Source organism: Corynebacterium parakroppenstedtii, from assembly GCF_019754935.1.
GTDB classification, from domain to species: domain Bacteria; phylum Actinomycetota; class Actinomycetes; order Mycobacteriales; family Mycobacteriaceae; genus Corynebacterium; species Corynebacterium parakroppenstedtii.
In genome coordinates this window covers 398,285-424,474 of record NZ_JAGSOA010000003.1, presented here as the reverse complement: position 1 = coordinate 424,474, position 26,190 = coordinate 398,285, and the positions used below count along the sequence as shown (strand labels likewise).

At 57.5% G+C, this 26,190-nt stretch carries 22 protein-coding genes, 1 tRNA gene and 1 other RNA gene; 9 read left to right on the top strand and 15 right to left on the bottom strand.

From position 1 onward, the window contains the following. The first annotated feature begins 477 nt into the window (after nucleotides 1-477). A complete protein-coding gene (locus KCQ76_RS10430; RefSeq protein WP_046201880.1) occupies nucleotides 478-678 on the top strand; it encodes a hypothetical protein in 201 nt (66 codons plus the stop codon). 364 nt (nucleotides 679-1,042) lie between these two features. On the opposite strand, the gene KCQ76_RS10910 is transcribed toward KCQ76_RS10430, so the two are convergent. Then, the gene (locus KCQ76_RS10910) at nucleotides 1,043-1,357 is read right to left on the bottom strand and encodes a threonine dehydratase (RefSeq protein WP_082089980.1); all 315 of its coding nucleotides are present in this window, start codon (nucleotides 1,355-1,357) and stop codon (nucleotides 1,043-1,045) included. A gap of 192 nt (nucleotides 1,358-1,549) precedes the next feature. Between KCQ76_RS10910 and KCQ76_RS10420 the strand changes: the two genes are divergently transcribed. Continuing rightward, nucleotides 1,550-2,662, top strand: coding sequence for a TIGR00730 family Rossman fold protein (locus KCQ76_RS10420; protein WP_161794665.1), 1,113 nt, complete (start codon nucleotides 1,550-1,552; stop codon nucleotides 2,660-2,662). A 34-nt stretch (nucleotides 2,663-2,696) separates the two neighbouring features. Here the strand turns inward: KCQ76_RS10420 and KCQ76_RS10415 are convergent, their stop codons facing one another. The 9 genes from KCQ76_RS10415 to KCQ76_RS10375 form a co-directional block, all read right to left on the bottom strand. Further along, nucleotides 2,697-4,109: an aldehyde dehydrogenase family protein gene (locus KCQ76_RS10415; RefSeq protein ID WP_046205310.1), complete on the bottom strand. Its 1,413-nt coding sequence runs from the start codon at nucleotides 4,107-4,109 to the stop codon at nucleotides 2,697-2,699. A 44-nt stretch (nucleotides 4,110-4,153) separates the two neighbouring features. Next, the gene (locus KCQ76_RS10410; protein ID WP_046201882.1) at nucleotides 4,154-4,531 is read right to left on the bottom strand and encodes a DoxX family protein; all 378 of its coding nucleotides are present in this window, start codon (nucleotides 4,529-4,531) and stop codon (nucleotides 4,154-4,156) included. Between the two features lie 109 nt (nucleotides 4,532-4,640). Then, on the bottom strand, nucleotides 4,641-5,297 hold the full coding sequence (locus tag KCQ76_RS10405; RefSeq protein WP_012730824.1) for a recombination mediator RecR: 657 nt from the start codon (nucleotides 5,295-5,297) through the stop codon (nucleotides 4,641-4,643). 116 nt (nucleotides 5,298-5,413) lie between these two features. Beyond that, complete coding sequence (locus tag KCQ76_RS10400) at nucleotides 5,414-5,716, bottom strand: YbaB/EbfC family nucleoid-associated protein (protein WP_012730825.1); 303 nt, start codon at nucleotides 5,714-5,716, stop codon at nucleotides 5,414-5,416. 153 nt (nucleotides 5,717-5,869) lie between these two features. Beyond that, entirely contained in the window at nucleotides 5,870-8,839 is a 2,970-nt protein-coding gene (locus KCQ76_RS10395; RefSeq protein ID WP_060942019.1) for a DNA polymerase III subunit gamma and tau, read from the bottom strand. Between the two features lie 139 nt (nucleotides 8,840-8,978). After that, nucleotides 8,979-9,680, bottom strand: a complete 702-nt coding sequence (locus KCQ76_RS10390; protein WP_052722428.1) for a hypothetical protein — start codon at nucleotides 9,678-9,680, stop codon at nucleotides 8,979-8,981. Nucleotides 9,681-9,723: 43 nt separating this feature from the next. Continuing rightward, nucleotides 9,724-11,007, bottom strand: coding sequence for an aspartate aminotransferase type Ic (locus tag KCQ76_RS10385; RefSeq protein WP_046201883.1), 1,284 nt, complete (start codon nucleotides 11,005-11,007; stop codon nucleotides 9,724-9,726). 71 nt (nucleotides 11,008-11,078) lie between these two features. Beyond that, complete coding sequence (locus KCQ76_RS10380; protein ID WP_046201884.1) at nucleotides 11,079-11,627, bottom strand: hypothetical protein; 549 nt, start codon at nucleotides 11,625-11,627, stop codon at nucleotides 11,079-11,081. 274 nt (nucleotides 11,628-11,901) lie between these two features. Beyond that, a tRNA-Ser gene (locus KCQ76_RS10375) sits at nucleotides 11,902-11,990 on the bottom strand. 188 nt (nucleotides 11,991-12,178) lie between these two features. On the opposite strand from KCQ76_RS10375, the gene ffs reads away from it, so the two are divergent. From ffs to KCQ76_RS10360, 3 genes are all read left to right on the top strand, one after another. Then, an RNA gene (gene ffs / locus KCQ76_RS10370) (signal recognition particle sRNA small type) lies at nucleotides 12,179-12,273 on the top strand. A gap of 332 nt (nucleotides 12,274-12,605) precedes the next feature. Then, nucleotides 12,606-13,451 (top strand): hypothetical protein, encoded by an 846-nt coding sequence (locus KCQ76_RS10365; protein WP_152646982.1) that lies wholly within the window; start codon nucleotides 12,606-12,608, stop codon nucleotides 13,449-13,451. A gap of 133 nt (nucleotides 13,452-13,584) precedes the next feature. Continuing rightward, complete coding sequence (locus KCQ76_RS10360) at nucleotides 13,585-15,237, top strand: hypothetical protein (protein ID WP_231725420.1); 1,653 nt, start codon at nucleotides 13,585-13,587, stop codon at nucleotides 15,235-15,237. Between the two features lie 11 nt (nucleotides 15,238-15,248). Here the strand turns inward: KCQ76_RS10360 and dhaM are convergent, their stop codons facing one another. From dhaM to dhaK, 3 genes are all read right to left on the bottom strand, one after another. After that, entirely contained in the window at nucleotides 15,249-16,037 is a 789-nt protein-coding gene (gene dhaM / locus KCQ76_RS10355; RefSeq protein ID WP_046202095.1) for a dihydroxyacetone kinase phosphoryl donor subunit DhaM, read from the bottom strand. A gap of 278 nt (nucleotides 16,038-16,315) precedes the next feature. Then, complete coding sequence (gene dhaL / locus KCQ76_RS10350) at nucleotides 16,316-16,948, bottom strand: dihydroxyacetone kinase subunit DhaL (RefSeq protein WP_046201887.1); 633 nt, start codon at nucleotides 16,946-16,948, stop codon at nucleotides 16,316-16,318. A 50-nt stretch (nucleotides 16,949-16,998) separates the two neighbouring features. Further along, nucleotides 16,999-18,003 (bottom strand): dihydroxyacetone kinase subunit DhaK, encoded by a 1,005-nt coding sequence (dhaK, locus tag KCQ76_RS10345; RefSeq protein WP_046201888.1) that lies wholly within the window; start codon nucleotides 18,001-18,003, stop codon nucleotides 16,999-17,001. A gap of 194 nt (nucleotides 18,004-18,197) precedes the next feature. Between dhaK and trhO the strand changes: the two genes are divergently transcribed. Both trhO and KCQ76_RS10335 read left to right on the top strand, forming a co-directional pair. Then, nucleotides 18,198-19,088 carry an oxygen-dependent tRNA uridine(34) hydroxylase TrhO gene (gene trhO, locus KCQ76_RS10340; RefSeq protein ID WP_046201889.1) on the top strand — a complete coding sequence of 297 codons (891 nt, stop codon included), beginning with the start codon at nucleotides 18,198-18,200 and terminating at the stop codon, nucleotides 19,086-19,088. Nucleotides 19,089-19,462: 374 nt separating this feature from the next. Beyond that, on the top strand, nucleotides 19,463-20,083 hold the full coding sequence (locus tag KCQ76_RS10335; protein WP_046201890.1) for a S1 family peptidase: 621 nt from the start codon (nucleotides 19,463-19,465) through the stop codon (nucleotides 20,081-20,083). A 214-nt stretch (nucleotides 20,084-20,297) separates the two neighbouring features. Here the strand turns inward: KCQ76_RS10335 and KCQ76_RS10330 are convergent, their stop codons facing one another. Then, nucleotides 20,298-21,359: a hypothetical protein gene (locus KCQ76_RS10330; protein ID WP_046201891.1), complete on the bottom strand. Its 1,062-nt coding sequence runs from the start codon at nucleotides 21,357-21,359 to the stop codon at nucleotides 20,298-20,300. A gap of 466 nt (nucleotides 21,360-21,825) precedes the next feature. Here KCQ76_RS10330 and KCQ76_RS10325 point away from each other — a divergent pair, with 466 nt between their 5' ends. Then, nucleotides 21,826-23,466, top strand: a complete 1,641-nt coding sequence (locus KCQ76_RS10325) for a YeeE/YedE thiosulfate transporter family protein (RefSeq protein WP_046205317.1) — start codon at nucleotides 21,826-21,828, stop codon at nucleotides 23,464-23,466. A gap of 19 nt (nucleotides 23,467-23,485) precedes the next feature. Here the strand turns inward: KCQ76_RS10325 and KCQ76_RS10320 are convergent, their stop codons facing one another. Beyond that, nucleotides 23,486-25,273, bottom strand: a complete 1,788-nt coding sequence (locus KCQ76_RS10320) for a hypothetical protein (protein ID WP_082089984.1) — start codon at nucleotides 25,271-25,273, stop codon at nucleotides 23,486-23,488. A 208-nt stretch (nucleotides 25,274-25,481) separates the two neighbouring features. Between KCQ76_RS10320 and KCQ76_RS10315 the strand changes: the two genes are divergently transcribed. Next, complete coding sequence (locus KCQ76_RS10315; RefSeq protein ID WP_052722429.1) at nucleotides 25,482-26,150, top strand: LppP/LprE family lipoprotein; 669 nt, start codon at nucleotides 25,482-25,484, stop codon at nucleotides 26,148-26,150. Nucleotides 26,151-26,190: the final 40 nt, after the last annotated feature.

Here is a 26,190-nt window from a genome sequence, read left to right as displayed (position 1 = left end):
TCTGAGTTTGTGTTACGGCGGGGTAACACGGGGTGAGTGGTGGAGGACTTGACCCCGGCGACGGGAGGTCGGCGTTCTCAAGAAAGCGCAGATTTTTACAGTGATTCCACAGGTTTGTTTTGTTGTTCGTTCAGGTGGGCTTCGTAGGTTAAGTCTCGTAAGCGAAACAGAGAACGTAAACACAGAAAAGCGTGACCCGCTTTTCATGATCTGAAAGTTTGGTGATTCATTTCGATCCTTGAGGGAGCAATGGGACAAAAGGAGCGCCGTACCTGCTGGGGAGCAAGGTGCGGCGCTTCTTTCATGTGCATGAGGAATCGTGTGCACGGGGAAGTGTGTGCCACCACGTTGGGGACAGGTTTATTGGTACGAAACAGCAGGTTTCGAGGAAACAGGCGCGCGTCGCGAACAGAAAGAAGTAGAGAGGAAAGCAGCAGAACTGAGACTGCTGACCGGTGTCAGCCTTATAGTTTCTTTATGAGCACTAATGAGAGCGACCGCATCGTCATTTCCGACTACCTCTACGTAACTCCCCAAACAGTTGAGATATGGGAAAAGTTAAGTGAGGAAGAAAAACAGCATCACATCAACGAAGCTGAGTATTTCTCCGAAGAGTATAACGATGGCAAGCCGTTGAGCTTTGCAGATGTGCAGGGCGCTGAGCTCAGAGGCGCCTAGCTAGTACCCGTCCTCACACGTGGTTGTGGGGGCAGTGGCACTCTTTCGCAGACTCCCTTTGTTTTTCTCAGTAACTACACAGGTTTGTTTTGTTGTTTGTTCAGGTGCGCTTCGTAGTTTATGTCATGTAAGCGGAACAGAGAGGCAGCAACGCTTCTCACGATCTGAAAGTTTGGTGATGCATTTCGATCCTCGAGGGAGCAATGGGACAAAAGGAGCGCCGTACCTGCTGGGGAGCAAGGTACGGCGCTCCTTTCATGTTGTTTACCTCGTGTAACTTACGATCGCCTCGCTGTGCGGAACCACACCATGCGGAACCACACCACGTAGAGCAAAAAGCAGCATTCGAAGGTGGGAAACTCTTTTAGCTACAGGTCAGATGGCCACACTCATCCCAGTGGTCTTCATGCTTGTGGTGAAGGTGACCGTCGTGCAGGTAGTCGACGTGGTCACCGTGAGGGATGGCAACGTGCCCGCAACCCGGACCGTGCTCGTGAGGGTGGTTCTCGTGGATCGTGTGCCCCTCAGTGGTGCATTCGTCCCAGTGGTCTTCGTGCTTGTGGTGGAGGTGGCCGTCGTGCAGGTAGTCGACGTGGTCACCGTGGGGGATAGCGACGTGCCCGCAGCCCGGACCATGCTCATGGGTGTGATTCTCGTGAATGACGTGCTCAGCAGTCATAGTGCGCAACCTTTCTGTGCGTTTATCGACGCTGCGGATAGTCTCCGCGCGTTACTCACTTTCGATCTTAACGACATTCACCACATATAGAAAATCGCTGGAAAAAGAACCGAGGAACGTCTTATTGAAAATTGATTAGTTTGGGGCTGAAGGCTGATGTTCCGCCACACCCCTTTGTTAGACTTGCAACCTATGCCAATCATTCGCGTGAGCGCCGCAATCATCCGGAATCGTGATGGCCAGTTCTTACTTGTCCGCAAGAAAGGAACGTCAGCGTTTATGTTTCCCGGCGGCAAGCCAGAGCTGGGAGAAACACCAGATCAAACGCTCATTCGCGAACTCGATGAAGAACTGGACCTTCACGTCACAACAGAGGACCTGACCTTCGTCGGCACGTTCCGAACAAACGCGGCTAATGAGGCCAACACACAACTACTCGCCGACGTTTTTACGCTAAAAAACCCGCTGAGCTGGAACAATAGTGCCGACGACGGTCACGTCGATAACGCCGGCGTCAGCAATAGTGACAATAACGACGTCTACGACGTAACTCCGCATGCTGAACTCGACGAGGCGTGCTGGTTGACCAGCGAGGACATCAAAACCGAACGTGAATCTATTGCGCCCTTGACTCGTGAGGTGGTGCCGCAGTTATATGGACGCGGATTCCTCCTGTTCACCGGCTCGGCGCTGGGGAACAGTCCCGCCTATCGGGAGGCTGTGGAGTCGCTGGTGCGTTCCATCGGCGCCCACAATGATCACATTGTTTATGGTGGCGGGCGCGCGGGGCTCATGGGAGTTGTGGGGGATACTGCCGCTGAGGATGGAACGTTGTGCATCGGCGTCATCCCCTATTTGCTCGCCGGTGTGGATGGCCCCAATGGCTTTAACCAGGGCGGACACTCTTATGTTATTCCACGGGCCGATGGAACTATGCCCACTCCGGCGCGTGGAGAAATCGCGCACGACCGTTTAACGCGTTTAGAGCTGGTGCCCACGATGTCTGCGCGTAAAACGCGAATGGGGGAATTAGCCGATATCGTTGTGGGGCTACCCGGAGGTGCCGGCACTGTCGACGAGCTTTTCGATGCCTGGACCCAGCAACAACTGGGCTACACACAGCACGCTGTGGCGCTGCTCAACGTGAATGGCTACTGGGATCCGCTGATCAGCACCATTAAACATATGGTGGCAGAGGGTTTCTTAAGCTCTGCGTATCTGGAATCCCTCATTATTGCGGATAACCCAAGCGAGCTGTATGAGAAGGTCGACGCTTGGGTCCCTCCGGCCCCGAAGTGGGGCTAGAGGTCGGGCACCCAGAGCCCCTCCTCGCCAGCAACTACATTGCTGGGGAGAGTCCTCCACCGTTCGGGCCTTCGCTGATGCGGAAGAGGTGCTCGTTTGCGAATTCCTTAACACCCCACCGCTCCATCTCACGGCCGTAGCCAGAGCGGCCAACACCGCCGAATGGCAGCCCTGCTTCGGTGACGGATGATTCGTTCACAAACGTCATGCCGTCCTTCAACTGGCTGGCCACTTCCCAAGCCTTGTCCAGGTCAGAGCCCCACACGGAGCCGGACAGGCCGTAGTCGGAGTAATCATTCGCGATGTGAACAGCCTCGTCGGCATCCTTCGCCGGGTACACAATCGCAACAGGCCCGAAGATTTCGTTGCATCCGACGTCCGACGCGGGGTCAACGTCGGTAAGAAGGGTGGGCTCCATGTAGGCGCCATCACGATCCAGCGCGTGTCCACCCACCTTGATGGTGGCCTTGCCTTCCTTAGCGGCCTTGTCCAGGCGCTCAACAATGCCATCGCGGGCGTCGATGGAGGACAGCGGGCCGATGTCGGCCTTCTCGTCATCCCACGGGCCGACGGTCATCTTGCTGATGCGCTCTTCCAACCCGGAGACAACTTTGTCGTAGAAGGATTCCATGACGATCAGCCGCTTCGGCGCGTTGCACGCCTGGCCCGTGTTGTACATGCGGATCTTCACGAAGTTGTCCAGGACGTCGTCGAGGTTGTCGTCGTCAAGAACGATGAATGGGTCGTTACCACCCAATTCAAGCAGCGACTTCTTGTAGTTCTCGCCAGCGGTCTTGGCGACGGCTGCACCGGCCGCTTCGGAACCGGTAAGCGATACGCCCTTAATGCGCTTGTCGGCGACGAACGCGTCCATTTGCGAACCGGAGGCGTACATGTTGATGAAGACGCCCTTGGGCAGGCCGGCCTCTTCGAGCAGGTCCTGGCATGCCTGGGAAGATAGCGGGCAGATGGATGCGTGCTTGAGCACGAGGGTGTTTCCTAGCAGGAGGTTCGGAGCAGCCCACCGTGCAACCTGGTAGTAGGGGAAGTTCCACGGCATAATGCCCAGGATCGGCCCCATCGGGTCGTGCCGTACGAAAGTGCGGATAGCGCCCTGACGGGGTAGTTCAGTGTCCTGCATGAGCTCGTAGGCGTGCTCGGCGTACCAACGGTAAATATTGACGACGATTTGTATTTCGCCCTGAGCCCACCGCGTGAGCTTGCCCATTTCGCGACCGATGTAGCTGGCTAGCTCATCGGCGCGCTCCTCGTAGAGGTCAGCTACTTTGTTGAGGACATTGACGCGCTCTTCAAGGGAGGTTTCTTTCCACTGCTTGTAAGCCTCGGTGGATTGGTCGAGGATCTTGTCGCGGTCAGCGTCGTCGATGCGGTTAAATTGGTCTTCTGTCTTGCCTGTACTCGGATTTTCTAATGCAAAGGTGCTCATACCACAGTCTTACACGGTTTGACTGGGTTTATCAGAAGGGCTGGTCAGTCCCTTGTTTCTTTCCAGATCTTCCACGATGCGTGGATCAAGGGGAGTTGCAGCGGGAGGCGCGCTATCCATCCGATCTGCTCCGTCCACGGCCGGTCGAGGCGTTGGCGGACGGATTCGAAGTTACCCGGCCATACGGCGAGGAGCAGAGCTGCGGAAATGAGGCCTCCATATTTGTTGGCTTTGTTATTGGGTGCGGCGAGGAGTGCGGCGGTGCCGAGTTCACCAGCGCCGGAGAGGTAGTTCCAGAACCGTGCTGTTCCGGGGGCGTAGGTGGGGACGATTTCTTCGAAAGGTTTGGGTGTGACGAAGTGTCCGAATCCGGCGACGGTGTACAGGGTGGTGAGGCCCCAGCGGGCTTTATCAGAAGACATACCCTAGTTTTAACATGGTGTCATTGTTTTCGCATGTCCCGGGGGGATTTTTGTTAGGTCGGGCGGGGTGCTGTGACCGGGCGGGGTTAGAGCGGGAGCTCTCCACCTGCTAGAGCGGGAGCCGTCCGGCGAGTGCGCGGGAGAGCGTGAGTTCGTCGACGTACTCGAGATCCCCGCCGATGGGCATGCCGGACGCGAGCCGCGAGGTAGTGAGGTCGGGGAAGTCTTTGAGGAGCCGCGCGAGGTAGGAGCTGGTCGCTTCGCCTTCGGTGTTGGGGTCGGTGGCGATGATGACTTCTTTGATGGTGGGGGCGTCTTCGTAGCGGGGTTCGTCGGGTGTGGAGTCGGCGGTTTCGCGGTCGGGAAGGACCCCGGCGATGCGTTGGAGGAGCTGTGTGATGGAGAGGTCTTTGGGTCCGACGTTGGCGAGGGGGTCGAGCGCGCCGCCAAGGACGTGGTACCGCCCTTGGTATTCGCCGGTGGCCTCGATGACTTCGATGTCTTTGGGTTCTTCGATGACGCAGATGGTGGTGGCGTCGCGGTTGGGGTCGGCGCAGATGCGGCAGACGTCGTTGCGGGAGATGTTTCCGCAGATGCGGCAGAATGTGATGCCGTCGCGGACGGAGGTGAGCGCTGCCCGGAGTCGGTCGATGTCGTCGGGGTCGGTGTGGAGCAGGTGGAACGCTATGCGTTGGGCGCTTTTGGGGCCGATTCCGGGTAGGCGTGAGAACTCATCGATGAGGTCTTGGAGTGGTCCTTCGAACAACGACGTCCTGATTTCGTGTGTGTGGTGCGTGAGGGTGACGGATGGCTAGGTTTGTTAAGGCCCGAGTGCTGTAGGCGCCCAATCGTTTAGGCGCCGAGTGTTTTTAGCCAGGTGTTTTAGCCGAGTGCCTGGGAGAACGGGCCCATCTTTTCCTGCGCGTACGACTGCAACGCGGTGTTGGCGTCCTGGAGCGCTCCGAGGACGAGGTCTTGGAGAGTGTCGACGTCATCGGGGTCTACGACGGACTTGTCGATGGTGACGTTGGTGACCTCGCCGGTACCCTTCATGGTGACCTTGACCAGGCCGTTGCCTGCGCTGCCGCTGATTTCGGATTGTGCGATTTCACCTTGCACGCGTTGCAGTTCTTCCTGCATTTGCTGTGCTTGGGCCATGATTTCGTTGAAGTCGGGCTCTGCCATTGTTGTCTCCTTTGTCGTTAATGATCGTCGTGTTGGTGTGTCATTGTCGCGGTTCAGTGTAACGAATATGTGCGACAAGGGTGGTTGCGGCTGGCCATGACGCCCCGGAGGGGTGGGGTTCCCTTTGGCGTGATGGGTTCCCCGGTGCGACGCCTAGAGCGGTTGCGCACCGAGTTCCTTGATGAGGAGCTCCATGGCTATGTCTTTAGCCGAGCGATGGTCGTAGTTGGGGTCGTCGCGCGTGGCGTTGACCATTTCTTCTTCGGCTTCTTCTTGCGTGTATTCGGTGCTTGCCGACGATGGTGCTTCGGCAGTCGGTCCGCCCGCGTTGGAACCACCTTTGTCGGTGTTGCTGCTGGCGTTGCCGGGACCACCGCTGGTTTCGGTGGCGTCGGCGTTGGTGCCAGCGGACGTATTGCCCGGCGCAGGGTAATAGTCGTCGGGTGGTGGGCCGTAGTCATCGGGGTCGTCGGGTTCGGGAGGCAGCGGCGATCCGTCACTGAATTCTTGCGGTGGGTCTGCTCGCCGTCCCGCGGGTGGCGTGTGCGTTGGGCGTGACTGGCCGTTCCGTGATTGCGGTGTGGCGTTGTGTCGTGGGTGGGCATGCCCATCGCGCTGCCCTTGGCCGGTCTCGTCGGCGTTCGACTGCTGTTGTTCCTGCGCTTTTTTCCATGCTGCCGCTGCTGTTAATGCAGTGCGAGCAGAATCGGACAGGATAGACGTGGGCGAGGCCGGTGATGCGGGTGACGTGGTTCCCGCGAAATCGCCAGGCGCGGAGCCGTTCCCGCTGTCGGCGTCGGCGCTGGTTGAAGTGTCGGCGCTGGTTTCGGTGTCGGTGGTGGCGGTAGCAGCGGATTTATCTGCTACCGCTGAGCGAGGGTGGTCTGGGTGAGCGTCCTTCCATCGTTGGAGGGCCGCGTCGTCGGTACCAATGACCGCCTCAACAGTGACTTCTTGCCCGGTGGCATCTGTGATTGCGTCCACGATGGACGTGTTGATGTGCTGGTCATTGAGCCTTTGCGCGAGCGCCCCGGTGTGGTGGCCAAGGACGACGTGGTTGCGGAAGACCCCAAGAATGACAGCTTCGCTGACCATAACCTGGGCGACTTTGCTTCGCTTGCCGACGGCCTGCTTGATCTGTGTCCATTGTGGCCGGAGATCATCGGCAGTGAGGCCGGTTTCGTGGTCTGTGGTGTCGCGGTCGGCCTGATCCGTTTCCGCCCCAGCATCGGCGTGTTGGTCATGCTGGTTTGTTTCGGTATCGGTCGATTGATCCTCGTGGCCGTTAGTCTCGGGACCTGCACTGGCCTCGGAATTTTCACTAGCGTTGGCAGCTGCAGTGGCCGTGGAATCTGCCGTGGGCGTGTCATCGGAACGTGCGCTGTCGGCGTGCGTGTTCTGCGCGTCGGCGGAACGTTCGCTCTCGGGGAGTACGACGGCGGGGCCTTCCTTCTCCTCGATCCTGTGCATGCGCTCTTCGGCTTCACGGGCGCGGGTTTCTCTCTCTTGTTGTAACGCCTGCTCACGCAAGTATTTAGAGAGAGTTTCCCGATCCATCGTCCGCGGATCCACAGACTCTGGTGATGGTGCAGCTTCATTTTGCGACGATGCTGCGGCCTCATCCTGCGGCGGTGCAGGTTTTTCAGGTGTTGCCGCTGAAGGGCTTTGGGTCTCCTGGGACTTCACATCGCCTGTGTCTTGACGCTCCGGGCCCTTAGCTTCCTGTGGCGTTTCGGGGTTCGTTTCCGAGGATGGCGAGGGCTGTGGCGTCGGAGTCTCAGTTTTCTTATTCTTGCGCGGCCAAATGATTCGCCCACCACCTTTGGCCCGGGGTGGAGTCGCGTTCGCATCAGATCCTGGGGCACCACTATCAGCAGCACCGTTATCAGCAGCTCGAGCACCACCCTCAGCAGCAGAAGAACTCGTGCTCCCAACACGATGATCATTGTCGCTGGCAGAACGGCTGACCGCCGGTTGGCCACTTTCTAACGCTTCAACGCGTTGTGACAGTGCTTCTATACCGTCGGCCGCGCCGGGCATGACCATCCGCGCGCACATGATCTCGAGGAGCAGCCGCGGAGAGGTGGCGCCTTTTAGTTCGTTCAGTCCGTCACTGACGACGGCTGCGCATCGCGTGAGCGTGGCGGGCCCGAGGGATTGTGCTTCGTCGGTGAGGGTTTCGCGCTGGTCGAGGGGTGCGTCGACGAGTCCTTGGTCGAATGCGTCGGGTATGGACTGGAGGACGAGCAGGTCGCGGAAGCGGTCGACGAGGTCGGTGGCAAACCGTCGCGGGTCATGTCCGGCGTCGAGGACGTTGTTAATCGTGGTGAAAAGCCCGGCCGGATCGTTGTTGGCCACGGATTCGACCGCGGCATCGATAAGTGCGCTGTCTGTGATCCCGAGGACGCCTGCGGCGTGGGCGTAGGTGATGCCGTTGTCGTCGGCTCCGGCGAGGAGTTGGTCGAGGACGGAGAGCGAGTCGCGGGGGGATCCGCCGCCGGCGCGGATGACTAGCGGGTAAACGGAGTCTTCGACCTGGACTTTTTCTTCGTGGCAGATTCGTTCCAAAAGGCCCCGCATGTCGTTGGGTGCGAGGAGGCGGAACGGGTATTGGTGCGTCCTGGACTTGATGGTGGTCAGGACTTTTTCGGGTTCGGTGGTCGCGAAGATGAACACGAGGTGTTCGGGTGGTTCTTCGACGATTTTGAGTAGCGCGTTGAAGCCTTCTTTGGTGATCATGTGGGCTTCGTCGATGATGAACACGCGGTACCGGGATTCGGCGGGTGCGTAGATGGCTCGGTCGCGGAGGTCTCGCATGTCTTCGACGCCGCGGTGGCTGGCCGCGTCGAGTTCGGTGACGTCGAGGGAGCCTGGGCCGCCGGGGGCAAGTGCTCGGCAGGATTCGCATTCCCCGCAGGGGGTCGATGTGGGCCCGTGCACGCAGTTGAGCGAGCGCGCGAGGATGCGGGCGGAGGAGGTTTTACCGCAGCCGCGGGGTCCGGAGAACAGGTACGCATGATTGATGCGTCCGGCGTCGAGTGCTCGGCTAAGGGGCACGGTGACGTGTTCTTGGCCGACGACGTCGGCGAATGTTGCGGGACGGTACTTCCTGTAAAGAGCCACGTGTGTATGCTACCGCCCGGGTAGGACACGCCGTGGTGTTGAGCTTTTTGCGCCTTTGAACTGGGGTTACGGGTCGGCTCGTGTGCTCAGGGGGCTAAACAGCGTGTCGTGCCGACGTGCGCTACCGGGTGGATGGGCGTTATATGACGCTCGCGCGACGAAGGTCGCGGAGGTCTGCCCCTCCTTCGGCCAGCCGAGTCTGGAGTGAGTCGATCCCGTGGGTCATGCCGTGGAGGAATTCCTGTTCGGTGAGCATGATGATCTGGGCGATCAACGTCATACGACCCGGATGCGTGGGATTAACCGGTTGCCCGTCGGCGGTGGTGAGGTCGGGATGCTCCGTCACGGTCGGCACCCCTTTGGGCCAAATGTAGGGGACAACCAGCAGCCCGTGTTTCGTGGTGAACGCGGGGTTGACCATGGCCCCCAGCCCTGGCAGGAATGTTCCTGGTTGGGCCAGTCGCCCGGATCCCTCTTCGCTGAGCATGGTGGCCGCTGCGGCGACCAGTTGCCCCATTTCGCCCGGTCTGGCCAGGCCAACGGCAAGCAGCTCGGCGCGCACGTCCATCCCGTCTGGGCTGGTCAGCCCGGTGGAGTATCGCGCCGCGTCTGCCGTACACGAGAGGATTTGTCGCAGGTCATCGGTCACTTTGGCGTGCCGGCCGCGCGGCTGCTCCTCATTACCGTTCGCGGGGTCGACGGATTCGGCCGTTCCGTCATCGTTAATGAGGAGGGAGGTCACGGTGAACGGCGGACTATCGGGACTGGCTTTGATGCTGGTCCAGTGCGTTTCGCCAGGCAGGATGGATTCCAACCAGGTCTGTGTTTCCAATAGGTTCATGGGCGTGGTGGGCGCTCACCTCTGTTGTCGGGGTCTGGGTCGGCTACTTCTCGGCGGCTTCAGCGGCTGCGAGGAGGACGCAGGTAGCCACTCCATCCATGGCTTCTTCCACCTGCGCGATGGGAGGTAGCGAAGGTGCGAGCCGAATGTTGCGGTTATCGGGGTCCTTGTGCAGCGGGAAGCTGGATCCAGCTTCGGTGAGCTTAATACCTGCTTCTTTGGCCAACTCAACGACGCGTGACGCGGTGCCGTCGGGCACGTCGAGGCTGATGAAGTACCCACCCTTTGGCTCTGTCCACGTGGCAACGTTGTAGTCGTCGAGCCGCTCGTGGAGCACCTTGTCGACGGCGGCGAATTTCGGCGCGAGCGACGTGGCGTGTTTCCGCATGATGGCCTTGACACCCTCGGCATCGTGGAAGTACTTCGCGTGGGCCAGCTGGTTGATCTTGTTCGGCCCGATGCCGCGGATCCCAGCGTGGCTGGCGTACCAGTCCAGGTTGCTTGCCGACGAGGCGAAGAAGCTCACGCCCGACCCGGCGAAGGTGATTTTGGACGTGGACGTCATGAACCAGAAACGGTTCGGGTGCCCGGCTTTCTCGGCGAGCTCCAGAACGTTGATGGGCTCGGGGAAGTCGTCGGTGAGGGTGTGGACGGCGTAGGCGTTGTCCCACACGATACGGAAATCGGGTGCGGCCGCATCGAGCGCCGCAAGCTTTTCACACGTTTCCCGCGAGTAGCTAATGCCCGTCGGATTGCCGAATACGGGCACAGTCCACATGCCTTTGACCTGCGGGTCTTTGAGAAGTTCGGCGATGGCGTCGAGGTCGGGTCCCTCATCCGTCATCGGGACATTGATCATCTCGAATCCGAGGTGCTCGGTGATGGAGAAGTGACGGTCATACCCCGGGACCGGGCAGATCCACTTAACGGTGTCTTCGTCTTTCCACGGCCGCGGGGAATCCTGAGTGCCAAAGATGTACGCCCACACGATCAGATCGTGCATGATGTTCAGGCTGGATGCGTCCCCCGCGATGATGTTGTCGACGGGGATTCCCAGCAGGTCAGCGTAGATTTCCCGAATATCGACGATGCCGCGCAGGCCACCATAGTTGCGGCAATCGGTGCCGTCGTCGGCGGTGTAGTTGCCCGCGCCGGGAAGGCCGAGCAGTTCATCACCAAAGTCCAATTGTTCAGCGGAAGGCTTGCCGCGGGTCAGGTCCAGCGCGAGGTTCTTGGCCTTGAGTTCGTTGTATGCCTTCTCGATGTCGGCTTTGGAGCTGGTGAGGGCTTCGACGTTGATTTTCGACGGTGTGACCTGCGGTGACATGTGAACCTTCCTTGAGACCATGCGATTCACTTTCATCGTACAGGGTGGTGCGGACATGGGAAGAGGATTTTTTATCGGGGCGCCTGAACCACGGCTTGGTAGTAGAAGTTGCCGTCCTCTCCGCGGTAGCACGCGGTTGTTTGGATTGGCTGATGGTCGCGGTTTTGTTCGCACCCCATACCGGAGCCGAATGGGCCGAGAGTCCTCCACTCCAACTTGGGGCCATTCACACCAGCGTTCGGGACGTCCTCCTCCGCGTCTTCATCGTCGTAGCTGTCGTCGTAATTGCCCGTGTTCTGCGTTTGCGCTGGTGCTTGTTGTGTGGTGTAGGTCTGCCGAGGCGTGTATTCCTCGGTCGTCGTTTCGTCGTCGTACGTGGGCGTGGTCGTGCGAGTGGTTGTGGTGGCTGTCTTCGTCGTGGTCTGGTCGGTCGTCTTGGTCTTGGTGATCGTGCTGGGCTCGGAATTTGCGTCATCATTTCCGCAGGCAGCCAGCGTGCCGATGACTGCCACCGCGGTTGCTACAGCCATGACTTTCCGACGAATGACGTGGGAGTTTTTGCCGGTGCTCGGTGTGGTGATCGATGAAGAGGAGGCAGATGATGAGGCGTTGGGGAGCATTTTTCGGGCCCTTCGTGAGTAGTGATGTGAGGGAAGTAAATGGTGGCGTCGCATGTGCGGCGCTTTCATTCGTTATGTGCTCTGGCCCGCGTTAATGTTCCCGATTGCGTGTTATGTGCCCCTCGTTGTGGGGCTGTGTAGCCCTCTGACATGAGCGTTAGGTTTCGTCGGGGCTGTTTCTTGCGCCCGTGTTCTTTCTAGTCGTATAACCCGGCGGAAACCCTGTGTATGCGAAAACCTAGCCACCCTGTGGTTACTGGATGGCTAGGTTCTGTGGCGGAGGATGTGGGATTTGAACCCACGAGGGTATTGCTACCCGCACGCGTTCCAGGCGTGTGACATAGGCCGCTAGTCGAATCCTCCAAGCGTGGAACGCACCTGAAGTCCGCGTTCCGGTGGGCAAGCCTACCGGATGTCATGGGCATCGACAAAAACAGGCCTTGTAGGGCGTCGATAATGGGGATATTGGGTCCATGTAGTGCGCTGTTTTCCCAGCGGGGGGGGATTGCTCTGGTGGGTGGGAATATGCGCCTCTGTGGGTTAGTATGGGGGCCGGATTCCGCGCGGCGTCCATCTTGTGAACTCCCCCAGGGCGGGAACGCAGCAAGGGTCAGCGAGCTCTGACGGGTGCGTGGGGTCCCCTTTTTATTTCTGCCGTTATGCCTGGACGGTGTTGGCTCGCCACGGTGTGTTGTGGCTGGTTGTAGTGGGGGAACGGCTACACAGTGGGAATTGCATATTCGTGGGAACCGATGACTAGCTCCGTCGTCTAAACCGACGCGAGAACATTGCGACAATAATTTCTAAAAGCCGTAGACGTGCCGTTATGCGTCTGGTAACGTCAACGCCGGAAAATAGGGGTTTTCGCAAGTTTCCGTATTTGTTGGAACTTGTTTATTTAAAAGTTTTCAACCATTCCGTTTAGTTGCCGTGCTGACTGTTGGGGTAGAGAGGCTTCAGATTGTTCTGATATTCGGAGTGGGCGAAATTTATAAAAATCATGTTGGGGGGATTGTCGTGGGGGATCACTATTGCAACAGAAGTGATATAAAACGGAATATTGGACGTCCGCGTATTGTCGGAATCTCTCTAAGCGTAGTGTCGATTGCTGCTGCAGCATTGTTGGCGGGATGTTCCCAGTCCGATGGTTCTGGTTTCGGGGATATGGAACCTGCGGCAGCTAACAGTGAAGATATAGAAGCTAACAGTGAAGATATAGATAGGTTTGGATCGTCGGAACCCGCCACTTCTCACACCAACCCGGCAGAAGAATTGTTCTCAGAACGGAAGGCGATCGGTTCTACAAGGCCCGTTCCTGAAGAAAATAGGTCGGGTAAGGGGGAACACAAGGATCGTCCTTTGTGGGAGCGCCCGGAGGTATTGGCTAAGTACCCGGTTAAAGCAAAAAAGAACCCTGATGGCTCCTATGACTACTCAGATCCGCGGTTTGAGAATGCCGACCTTTGCGAGGATGCCCCGCCAGGATACTGGGAAGGTTTGGGGTATCGATCGGTAGGCTCGGATTATATAAAATTTCGAAAGTTAAAGAATTGTGGACTTGTGATTATGGATAGAGGGCAAGAAAGATTAATTGCCGCCGGTACAGACTCACTGCCTAAAAATAATCTCGCTGGCCGCATATTTAGAGAGTACTCACCGTATAAATATGACCAGATCAATGAAATGTTTGGTGTTAAAGCCTGTGTTTCTTATTTAGAAACTCCACTTGGAAGAGTGGGGGTTACCGATTTAGCTGAGTTTGATCCTAGGGATTTTAAAGAATTATGTGACGATGCAAGAAGCGAATTAGAAAGGTTATTGTAGAATGGAATTATCTGTAGATCCTTGTTCTCTGGATAGAGTAATTTCAATCCTAAACGACGGTGTTTTCCTTAGGGGAAAGAGTTTCCTCTCATTATACCGAGGTTTAGAAAGTTCATTCACAGAGGAACCGGGATTGAGGAACCTAAGTGAGCAACATACTAAAGTTATTTCCGGAGAAATAGGAAGCGCAGTACAGACGCTGCGTGAACTCCGTCGTCTGATTCACTGGTTAGCTGAAGGCACGAAGGAAATGCGGGGTGCGTTTGTTGGCCAAGACGATGCCTCAGCGGCCATACTCTGCGGACTTAAGTCGATACAGGACACAGAGTTCACCTTCCCGACTCGTCCGGATGGAGCATTTAGCCCCTTTGACTTTTCGGAGCCAATACCAGGGGACGGCGATGATCCCTCTGCAGTCCTCGCGATGCTCGACGCAGGTGACGATAGTGAGATTTATGCCCTCGCCGAGTACTGGCACAACCTGTCCAGTTCTTTGAACGATACCGTCGACGCCCTGGTGCGGGCCCGTACCCAACTGGAAGAAAACACAGGAGAGGCGATTGATGCCGCCGCCTCATGTTGCACCCAAGTGATGGCCACGGCCCAAATTTTCGCCGATAACGCCACCGCCATGCACGCTTCCGTTTCCCAACTGCCTCATATTCGGCAGGCCGCTCGCGCCCAGATCGCGGCCATCGAAGCCGAGCACACCGCAGCGGTCGCCGCAGCCACCAACCCCGCCGGAGTACAGGCAGCCGGGGAAGCAGCACGGGCAGCCACCCGTGAATTCATGACCGGCCCTTATCAAGCCATGCTCACCGCGGCGGTGCCACCACTACGCAACCTCACCGAACGACCCAACGTCGGGCAGGGTGGAGGACATCTCACCACGCAGTCGCCCTCTCCCATTAACAGCCCTAGCTCCGTATCCACCACGGTCAACCCTGCTATGGCGACAATTGGGGCAGTTGGAGGAGCGCCGGTTATGAACAACGCACCACTAAATCCAACCCATCCAGCAATGATCAGGGCGGATAACGTCAGCGCAACTACTAACCATCCCGCACCAGCAGTACCCATCGCGCCACCCGCACAAACGTCACCCAACCTGGCGTCCAACGCGGGGAACACACCTCGCGGCACCGCACCAACCCCGATTAACGGAAACAACGCTCCCGTTACTCCCGGTGGTGTCAGCGGTAACTCATTTCCCCGATCACCTGGGAATACTTCATCACCTGGCTACACTCCTCGCACAACCCAAACACCAGGCCGCAACCTGCGTTCTAACACACCGAATACCAGACTCGGCACCCCTAACCGCAACCTGATGAACACCGGGCACATCCCACACGGCAACGGTAGCTATCCGCGCAACGGAGTTCATGGGCCAGGACAGCTCAACAAACCCGGCGAAATTCCGCGAAACAGGAGCGTCATCATCCATCCCGGACCAGATACGCCCATGCCCCGGACAGGGGTCAACCCGCATTACCCAGGCTCAACCCCAGGGGACAACAAAAACACGGCACCACATTATGGCCGTGGCGCCGCAACACCGTCATCCACCGGAGGTGACGGTTCACGCCCAGCGATGGGCAGGATGGGAATCGCTCCCATGGGTGGCTACGGCAACTCCTCTAAATCCCAAAAACAAGAACCAGAAGGGAAATACAAGCCCATCACCAGCGAATTCGAGGCAGAATACAACCTGCGACAACTCCGAGGAGACATCGGGCTCACCACGCCACACGTCATTGGCGCACAGCTGCGGGAGTCCAAATAGTCTCCGAAGAGCTACTCGTCCAGGCCGGCCGCGATAGCGTCGGCAATCGAGTCAATCAATGCTTTTTCAGATCGATCACCCGAAACAGTAACCTCCTCGCCGCACTCAGCGCCCAAACCCATCAGGGACATCGCCGAGTCAGCATCCGCGTCGTTGACCAAGATGCCTTCCTTTGAGTCCGCGGCCATCTCCGCCAACTTTGCGGCAGGGCGCGCGTGCAGGCCGGCCTTATCCGCGACCTTCACACGCCGTGAATAGCCGCCACCGTTCGCATCGTCGTCTTTAGTGCTGTCGCTAGCTGCATCTTCGCCCGGCGCGGCTGCCGAATCACCATCACCCGCGCTCTCAGATTCGAACGCGGAAATCGCACGCCGAGCCTCGCGCTCCACACCATCCAGATCTTGGCCTTGCTGGGCGGCAACGGCTCCGGCAACGGTGGCCTCAACAAGCGGAGCGTCAATAAACCGAACGGGCTCGTCGTCGAGCATGTCCACAACCATCTCCACCGTCATCGTCGCAGATCCCAGGTCAGTGAAAATAGCGCAGGCCAAACCCGCGTCGACAACCTTATTAACAGCGGCCTCAATGGCGTCATACGAGGTGCCGATACCGCCACCATCGGGGTTGCCCTTATCCTCCGGGTCGGCATCCAAACCACCCGCCGGAACGATCAGCACATCCCTAGCCATTTGCGATGCCAACAGCGCCAAACCATCGGCCAAGCGCTTCGAGTGGGACACCACCACGACGCCGACCTGTGGCGATTGTTTCCGTTCAGAGTCCGGCGAAGCTGAATCCACCGAAGCAGAATTCGACGGGGCAGCGTCCGTCGTCGGGCGTTCGGAACCTTCGTTTGCGCCAGACGCAGCGTCGTTATTGCTTGTCATCATCGTTCCTTCCGTAAGTTCTTCCTCCGGTAGTGGTTCCTCCGTCGTTGCTCTGTTTGCAGAGCTATATGCAGAATCCTCGCCTGCAGTCGTGGTTGATGCCGCTGTAGCTGCCGCGTCACCAGCAGCCTTACGCGGTTGTCGAGCCTCCTCCTCGAGGCGCTGCAGCACCTCGCTCATTGCGCACCCCACTACGCATCAACGGCTTTGGAGGCCTCGGCGAGGAAATACGCGGAGCTCGCAGCGCCGGGATCCTTGTGTCCCACAGAGCGTTCCCCCAGGTAAGAAGCGCGCCCTTTGGTAGCAGTCATGTCGACGGTGGCTTCAGCACCTTCATCCGCAGCACGAGCAGCTGCCTGCAACACCTCGGCTGGATCCTTTCCATCATCGGCAGCAGACCGTGCTGCCCGCGCCGCCGGGGCCCACGCATCAACCATGGTCTTCTCGCCCTCGGTTGCCTTGCCCCGCTTTTCGACGCCACCCACTGCGGACTCCACCACAGAGGCAACACCGTCGGCATCAAGCCCGTCACCCGATACGGCCTTCGCTGCGTACATGAATGCTGTGCCGAGCAGCGGCCCGGACGCCCCGCCGACCGTCGACATCAGCGTCTTCGCGGTCAGCTTAAAAACGCCCGCAATGTCCTGGGGCTGGTCGTCGTCCAGCTTCTTCACCACGGCCTGAAAACCACGGTCCACGTTTTCGCCGTGGTCAGCGTCGCCAATAGCTCGGTCTAGATCGATCAATTCCTCGCGGTGCTCGCTCGCGGCCTCGGCGCACCCGCGGATCCACCGTTCAGCCCATGCCTTATCCAAATCTGACATTGTGTTCCTCCTCTGATTTATTTCCGTTTATTCCCCGTTTTTATTCCGGTTTATTTCTTGACAAATGCCGGCGTCCGGGCGGGATCGTCGTACAGGGAGAGTAGTTCATCATCGACGCGGAGCAGCGTGACGGACACACCCTGCATTTCCAGGCTGGTGACGAAGTTCCCGACGTCGGACCGCTCGAGAGCAACACCGAGGTCCGATAGCCGCTGCGCCACCCGTCGGAAAACGATGTACAACTCGGACAACGGCGTGCCGCCCATGCCGTTGACCAGGGCAATAACGCGGTCGGACTTCTTCAGCTCCAGATCCGCAACAATGGGGTCGAGCAGCTGATCCGTGATCTCATTCGCACTACTCATGGGGACGCGACGTCGGCCAGGCTCGCCGTGAATGCCCACGCCCAGTTCAATCTCGCTGTCGTCGAGGTCAAAGGACGGCTTCCCCACGTGAGGAACGGTGCACGACGTCAATGCCACACCCATCGACCGCACGTTATGAATGGCACTGTGCGCGATGCGTTCGACCTCGTCGAGAGTCAATCCGCGTTCCGCCGCGGCCCCGGTGATCTTCTCGACCAAGAAAGTGCCGGCGACGCCACGTCGGCCAGCGGTAAAAGTTGAATCCTCAACGGCGACATCGTCGTTCACGATGACCTGCCGAACCTCGAGGTCCTCCATATCGGCAAGGTCAGCAGCGGTATCGAAATTGAGCACGTCCCCGGTGTAATTCTTAACGACGAATACCACGCCTGCACCCTTATCGGCGCTCTTTGCCGCTTCGAGGATCGGGTCGGGCGTTGGTGACGTGAACACGGCGCCAGGAACGGCGGCGTCGAGCATCCCAGTGCCGACGAACCCCGCATGGAGAGGCTCGTGTCCGGAGCCACCACCCGAAATGACGCCCACTTTGCCTTGTTCCTTGGCATTGTGAGAGCTTCGGGTGACAAACAGCGGGTCGGGATTGACCGTGACGAGCTCTGGGTGTGCCAAGCCCACCCCCTCGATACTCTCCGTGACGACGTCATGCGGGTCGTTGATTAGCTTCTTCATAAACCTGACTCCTAGGTGTGTGCTCACTATTTCACCATCGGGTGGCTCTGTAGTTCTTGTTTTAGTGCGTCGATGTTCCGCAGTCTTCGTAGGCCTAGGTTACTCGCGATACAGAGGTGTTGAGGGGCGACGAGCTGCTTATCGGAGCCTCACGATTTCTTGGGCGTAGCAGGTGTCTTATTAGAATCAGCACCATGTCCATGCCGAAAATTGTGCTGTTTTATGTGTTCACGCCTCTAGCCGACCCTGAAGCGATTCGTCTGTGGCAGAAGGCCTTGGCGGAGAAGTGGAATCTCAAAGGCCGGGTCATTATTTCTAAAGATGGCATTAATGCGACGCTCGGCGGGGAACTTAACGACGTCAAACGTTATTGCCGTGAAACGCGCAGCTACGCACCTTTTAAGAATGCCGATATTAAGTGGTCAGAGGGTGAAGGGGATGACTTCCCCCGCTTGAGTGTGAAAGTCCGCCCGGAGTTAGTCACATTCGGCGCTGTGGATGAATTGAAGGTGAATGAAGAGGGTGTCATCGGTGGCGGTACGCATCTGAAACCGGAGGACCTGCATCATTTGATGGACGAACGTGGCGATGAGGTGGTGTTTTTCGACGGCCGTAACGCCATGGAGGCAGAAATAGGCAAGTTCCGCAATGCTGTAGTTCCAGCTACGACGACGACTCGCGATTTCTTGGATGAGATCGAATCCGGCAAGTACGACGACCTGAAGAAGCGACCGGTAGTGACGTATTGCACGGGTGGTATACGGTGCGAAGTTTTGTCAGTGCTGATGAAGAACCGCGGCTTCCAAGAGGTCTATCAGCTGGACGGGGGGATCGTGCGCTACGGGGAAGCGTACGGAAACGATGGGTATTGGGATGGATCTTTATATGTTTTTGATAAGAGAATGCATATGGAATTTGGCGACGGCGCAGAATCGTTAGGACACTGTGTTGAATGCGGAAAGCCGACGGCACAATTCGTGAATTGCGCGAATGACAAGTGTCGGAAATTGTTCTTGCGGTGTGACGCATGTACGTCTGCTCATAAGCATAAGTATTGTGGCGAATGTGAACCGGCTTTAGTGTGATTTTTCTTCACCTGATGTAAAGACGAACTGGTTTTAAGGTTCGACCGATTTCTGAAAAAGTTTTTTCTTATTTCAATTTCTGTTGGGCTGTGAGATAGATCTCGAAGGCATTTGCGTGGTGAATCTACCCAAGGCTGATAGGGGGGCTAACTCACCCTGATAACGGCATTATCGCACCGCAACGGACTTGTCAGACGTCATATGTATATGATGTAATGCAATGGGAGCCGAAGTAGATATATCGGAGTGGGAACATGAGTTTCCACGTTTCCCTTTGTTTTCTTTCGTGTAGATCAGTGATAGGTAGAAAATTGAAGATTAGAAAAGTGCTGAGCGCTATAGCATGTGCTGCAGCATGTGTAGTTGGGACAACAGTGGCTGCACCATCGGCGAATGCGGTAGCTGATGGTTACAATGCCGTTTTTGAACCATGGTCCGCTGAAGTTCTTATTGGTGGCGTGTGTAGTGGTTCCGTTTTATCGGACCGCTGGGTTATCACTGCGGCACATTGTTTGGGTAATAGTCATGGTCCGGGTGGCCATGTGAAGATTGGTGAGCGAGCTCAGCAAACATTCAAAGTTGATCGAGTCGTTCGTGAACCGGGCGGCGCCGATGTCGCTCTGGTTCGCACTGACGTTTCGATGGGGGTTCGGCCCATCATGTTGCCGTCGCCCGGCCCTATGCCAAATCAGCCAGGGCAGTTCACTGGGTGGGGCCATGCCCGCTTCCCTGAGAAACAAGGTTTGGCTTTTGTCTCGGGTCCGACGCGAGGGCCACGCCCAGGCAATGCGGATATGTTCGAAACAAAGTCCATCATTGGTCACCAGGAGCATGGCGACTCCGGCGGAGCATTCCACATTGGTCCCGTACTTTACGGTGTTTTGTGCTCGTCGAGCGGTAAGGACGGTCAGGGGCGGACGATGGCGAACTACACGAAGGTTGATCAGTTCCTCCCGTGGATTTACGGCACCATCTTCACTCAGAGTTGGCCCTGATAGGTCATGCGGTCTGGTAGGTTAATGGGCCCGATAGACCTTTGACACTGATAGGTCATTAGTGCAGCCTTTTGTTGGGACGCACTGATGGCCTTTTTGGGTACCACTATCGACGGTTGCCTACGCTAACGACGGGGTAATAACTAGCGATGGTTCGTTCCCTGACCCTTATTCTCGATTATCATTCTCAATTATCGACGGTTCTTGGGGGCGGTTAGTCGCGGTCTTCCCCAGAGCCAAAAGGAATGAAGAATGAGGCTCCCAATTCTTCATTGCCGCAGCCAGTGGTGCGGTTTTCTCTTTTTGCGGTGGCATACGTGGGTGAAACGCAGCTCCAATCGTCGGTGGTGGAATCCCAGTATTGGAAATTGCCGTGGCGCTCTCCATCCCGGCCTCCATCGTCTTGGGGGGCCTCGTCGTAGCGCTTGAGCACTTCTTGAGCATCGGCGCAGTCAATATCGCCTTTTTCTACTACTATCTGGTAAGTTTTCCCGTCACCCCCTGGGGAATCGCATTCTCCTGCTGAACTGCTATTCGAGTTGTTACTTGAGCTGTCAGAATCGTCGCTTTCTTCAGTGGTGTCCGCCGTCGTGTCGTCGTCGTTATTGACGGTGGGATGGATCGCGGCGTTATTTCGGGTAGGCTCTGTGGTTTCCTGCCCGGGGGTGGGATTAACTGACGGGGTCGCCGCCCGCGACTGCGTTACCGAAGTGGCGAGCGCTGCTCCATTGTTGTCCTGTCCATTGTGGTGGTTGGACCACACGTAACTCGCTCCACCAATCGCTCCGCCGAGCAACACGAGTATGCCAACAATACTGGCGATGCCTTTCGCGCCAATGCGGTTAGGTTTTGTGTCTGCGGAGACGCCGGTGCTTCCATTTCCGCCATAGTTATTCCCGCTTGGAGCATGCTCGCCCTGAGAAAATCCGGCTTGAGAAAACCCTTGGTTTGGTGCTGGCTGTTGTGATGTCGGCGGTTGTCCCCATTGGGATTGGTTGGGTGGTTGAGTGCCGAATCCTGGAGTGTCTTGCCTCTGTCGTGATCCCTGTGGGTTGTTCGGGTTGTTTACCGGCGGGAATTGCCGTGTTTCGTTGTTCTGACCGGCCGCGTTGTTCTGCGCATCCGTGTTTTGCCAAGCTCCGTTGTTCTGCGCGCTTCCGTTGCCCCACGTGTTGTCCTGACCGCCCGCATTATTCCACGTACCTTCGGGATTATTGGGCGGAAATTGGGTGGTCTCGGGGTCATTGTGTGGCTGTTTTTCTGATTCGTCGCTCATGGTGATTCCTTGTTCAGTGGGGTGGGGTGGCTGGTGAGCTAGGGACTAGTTAGTTGTGTATTCAATTGCGCGTGCTGACTTCACCGTATTCGCACTCTTCTACTAAAGCAGACGTGAAGCCCACCATTTATTACCCACGGCACAAGTCTGTGTTGTGTACCCGTTTTTGTGGGGAGCGTTGAGGCAAGCCCGCAGGTGTCGGACTCTTGCACGCTTTTTCCTGGTCCGCCCTTTCCTGCACCCTCACCCCCCACTGGAAATTGCGCCATTCACTCCCGCTGTAAAAGCCCTACACAAAGACTATAGACAGAGCGGTCTACTTTAGGCTACTCTAAGCACGAACATGATGGCGTCCACGTCGGTGGTCGCCATGTATGACCGTCGTGACGTAGGGCGGATGTCCTCATTTGCCCTCATTCATTGGGTGGCGCTCATCAGACGCCACCCATCAAGCGGAAAGGTTGCCATGCTTATTACCGGTCTCATGCTCGGAACGGTCCTCGGTTACGTCATGCAAAGGGGTCGCTTTTGTGTCACCGGTATGTTGCGTGACATCTTCACGCTGAAAACGTGGCGCGGATTCGTGGCGCTCCTCGTCGTCATCGCCGTCCACGCGGTGGGCTTAGCCGCACTAACATCGCTGGGTGTCATCACCCCGGAGGTCGACGACTTCGCCCCCGTCGCCGTCATCATCGGCGGCTTCCTCTTCGGCGTTGGCATTGTGTTGGCGGGCGGGTGCGCGTCAGGAACATGGTATCGCTCCGGCGAAGGCCTGGTCGGGTCCTGGATTGCCCTGCTCACGTATGGCTTATCGGCCGCCGCGATGAAAGCGGGGGCGTTAAAAGGGATTAACAGCGGGCTCCGCGAATACACGGTTCCCCTCACCACTATCCAGCAGTCGCTAGGGGTCTCGGCGTGGGGCTTGGCTCTCCCGCTGGCCGTGCTGACCGCGTTCCTCGTCGCAAAGTTTGCCCGTGCCGAGGCAGCTCAACCCAAAATCGCCCAGCTCGCACCGAAGAAGACGGGCCTCGCGCACCTGTTGGCGGAAAAGCCCTGGCACGTGTACACGACCGGGGCGATCGTCGGCGTGCTCGGTGTCATCGCATGGCCGCTTTCGGCGGCGACGGGCCGCAACGATGGTTTGGGAATCACCACACCCAGCTCGGACCTGGTTCGTTTCGTGACGACGGGTGACGCGACCCGCATCAACTGGGGAGCCCTCCTTGTGCTTGGGATCCTGATCGGGTCGTACTTGGCGGCGAAGGCGTCGGGGGAGTTCCGCGTGCGAGTTCCGTCGGGAACCCAGGCGGTGCGGTCGGTTGCCGGCGGCGTGTTGATGGGCGTCGGCGCCGCGTGGGCGGGTGGCTGCACGGTCGGGAACGGCATGGTGCAGACATCGCTGTTTAGCTGCCAAGGCTGGGTTGCTTTACTCTTCATCGCGTTGGGGGTGGGGTTCGCCGCGAAGCTGTGGCTGAAGCCTGCCGAGCCGATCAACTCTCAAGATCCGGATGGCTACACCTTGTCACCATCTACTGCCGACGCCACCCGCGCGGCTAGTGCCGGCGATTTGGCCGCTGCCTCTGCCGGCGTCGATGACTTGGAACCTGAGCCTAACGGAGTCGATGACCTGACGCCTGAGTCTGGTGCAGTTGAGCGCACTGGAGTGTTGGCAGAGTCTGATGATCGTAAGAGTCCTGAACGCGAGCCTGTGTTGGTGGGGGCTTCCGCAGGTGGAGGTTCTGCCCCCGATTCCGATTTGAATGTCGGTGGATTCGCGACCGCTGTTGGCTTACCTGCAGTGTCTGTGCTCGAGCGCCCGACTGATGGTGGCCCTAATGACGTGAACCCGAAGCTCCGTGGTGGTTTACGTCGCGTCGGCGAGCGACGATTTGCCCTGGATACGCTGGGTGCGGTGTGCCCGTTCCCGTTGATCGAAGCGAAAGCCGCGATGCAGCAGCTCTCCAGCGGGGACGAGCTGGTCATCGACTTCGATTGCACCCAGGCGACGGACGCTATCCCGCGGTGGGCGGCGACCGATGGTCACGAGGTCACGAACTTCGAGGCTACCGACGACGCCGGATGGACCATTAGCGTGCGGAAAGGATAAGTCGATATTGGCTTAGTCGTTAGACGTAATACTGCGTCGGCGTATATACGGTATTTCCGTCCCTGTCTTGGCAGTAGACACTACCGGGTACTGCAGTTGGAGTTTCCTCCTCGTTGTATCCCACCACACTGGTTTTGCATGTCCAACCGTTTTTATCTGGGCCAGCGGGATCTTCACCCTTGCCTGGTGCGCTTCTAAAATCACTCGCTCCAACGTAATTCTGCATTGCTTCAAGAGCGTGTGAACAATCCACATCACCTTGGTGGACAAGGACGGGTGCTTTTGTGGGTTCGTTATCGAATGCGGGAAGTTGTACGTTGACGTCGCCACATTTGGATCCGGTGACGCCTGTGCCATCACCTTTACGTTTGGTAATGGTGTAGCCCTTATCAGTGAAGTCGACGCGATTATCATCGACGATACATGTCGCTTTTTTATTCTCAAATACTCCGCATGCGGTCTCGTGGAATCGGATTCTTTCTCCAGGGTGGAGAATTCCGTCCTCGAAGGAAAAACTAACGTCGGTCTTGAATTCCTGGTGAGAATAAACGAACTTTTGGTCAGGTTTCGATGCCGATTCTGCACCTTGAGATGGATCATTGTTTTCCGACTGGAAGCAGCCCAGCATGTCCGTCAAAATCGCGGAGAAACCGATATAGCAATTGAAATTGGTATCAGCCAGGCGAAAAGACAGTCCACCTTCTACCGGAACAACATCTTTTCCACTCGACATGCCCTCGAATAAATGTAAGTACGTTGTTGGTTCACTGGAATCGTCATTGGTGGTGTAGTGGTTGTAGGCCACGCCACCACCCACTATCGCTCCACCGCCAAGGATTACCGCGCCGACGATGCCTTTTGTCGATGTCAAGATGCCAGCGGCTCCGCCTTTGACAGCCCCGCCAGCCGCGACTTTGCTTCCGCTCGCTGTGATGGCGTGTGAGCCGCTTACCGGATCTGGTGGTCCTGCGGTGAAAGCTTGGGGACCGTTTACCGGTTGGGGTGGTCCTGCGGTAACAGCTTGCGAGCCACTCATTGGATCAGGCGCTGTGGGGTGAGGCCCTGTGACAGTGCCATGCCCGCCGGGTGGTGTACCGGCTGCTGATGCTCCCCCGTCATGGTGAGGACCGACGGGATGATGTGGCGCTGGTTGGTGCGAGCCGACTGATCCGCTAGCTCCTCCGTCCGAGGAGTGGTGGGGTCCCCAGCCAGATTGACCTTCGGACGTAAGACGCTCGATCGACGGGCGTGGGAATTGAGAGCGACGTTTGTCTTCTTCGCCCCTCCGTGGCGTCGGCTGTGGACCTTGTTGTGGTGGTTCTTGAGGAGACTGTACGGGCTGCGAAAACTGTTGCGGGGGTTGGTTTTCGGGCCAGGGTTGATTAGGTGGCCAGGGCTGGTTCCCCTGCTGTGGTTGATTTCCAGACCACGGTTGATTTACCGCTGCGGGGTATTCGACCGGTCCAGGTCCAGGTTGGTTTCCGTACTGTGCTTGGTTCCCCGGCCAGGGCTGGTTGACAGTCTGGGGCTGATTCCCGGGCCATGGTTGATTCCCAGGCATTGGGGGATAGTTGAATTGGCCGTTAGGTGGTGGCCCATTAAAGCCTTGAGGAGGAAAGGCCGTCGTGGGTTGTGTGTCACCCTGCGTCCCAGCACCCCACTGCCCATTGTTCTGGGCAGTTTGCCCATTGTGGACGTCGTTCTGGTCGCTGGATGCGTTGTTGTTCTGGGGGTTGTTACCGTTCTGATTCTCGGTGTCTCCCCAAGCTTCGTCGCGGTGTTCTTGTCCCCATTGTTGTTCGTTCATATTTTTCAGCCTCCTTTATTTATTTAAACGTTGAGGAGGGTTCTTGGCATTACATTCTGCATAGGTATCCTAAAAGAAACTGATTTGTTATTCGCATGTCATCTGTTTGTGATGCCGACAATGAGGGCTTCACTTATGCTAGGAAGTGCGTATTCAATTTCAATACGCATTTAATCCCACCATGTGGTGATGAGAGGTCGAGAAAAGCATGAAAGTGTCATCGTCCCACGCAGTCAAGGGCATTGCGTTATTAGCTAGCGCGGTCGTGCTAGCTGGATGCAACCAGGGTGGTGATAACGACAACTCTCAGGCCGCTGACCAGCCGACGTCTGTGGTTGCGAAGTCCTCCACCGCTACTCCGAGCTCTGAAAACGCGGCAGCTTCAGATGATGGCAGTAGTGCTGTCGCTGAATCTGACGAGCAAGATGCAGATAGCGACGGCAAAACTGCCGCTCAGCAGCGAAGACCTCAGGAAAGCTGCAACGACAATATTGCTGCACGGGAGTATCAAGACCACGCGGCTGAGGTTCCTCCACCTTCGTCGGGGGAATGGGATATTGATCTCTCCTCTTTTCTCGACAATCAGCCGTGTGCGGCCTTGTCTTGGGCAGTATTAGTTCCGACGTATATTGGTGACGGCAGTCCGCCTACGCAAACCATGCTGTTCCACAACGGACGATTCATAAAAACTGTGTCTCAGAAGCCGACATACTCGCCAGATGTTTCGCGTGTTGATGATTCGACGATCAATGTGACCTGGAAATGGCCCAAGCCAGGGGAGCCTCTGGCGGAGAAAAGTGGTCGATCAGTCGCCACGTTCCGTTGGGATGACCAATCCGAATCCGTCGTGATGGAAGGCGAATTACCGCCAAACTAAGTCGTGTGTGAAACCTCCCGGGCGTTATACATAATTACGC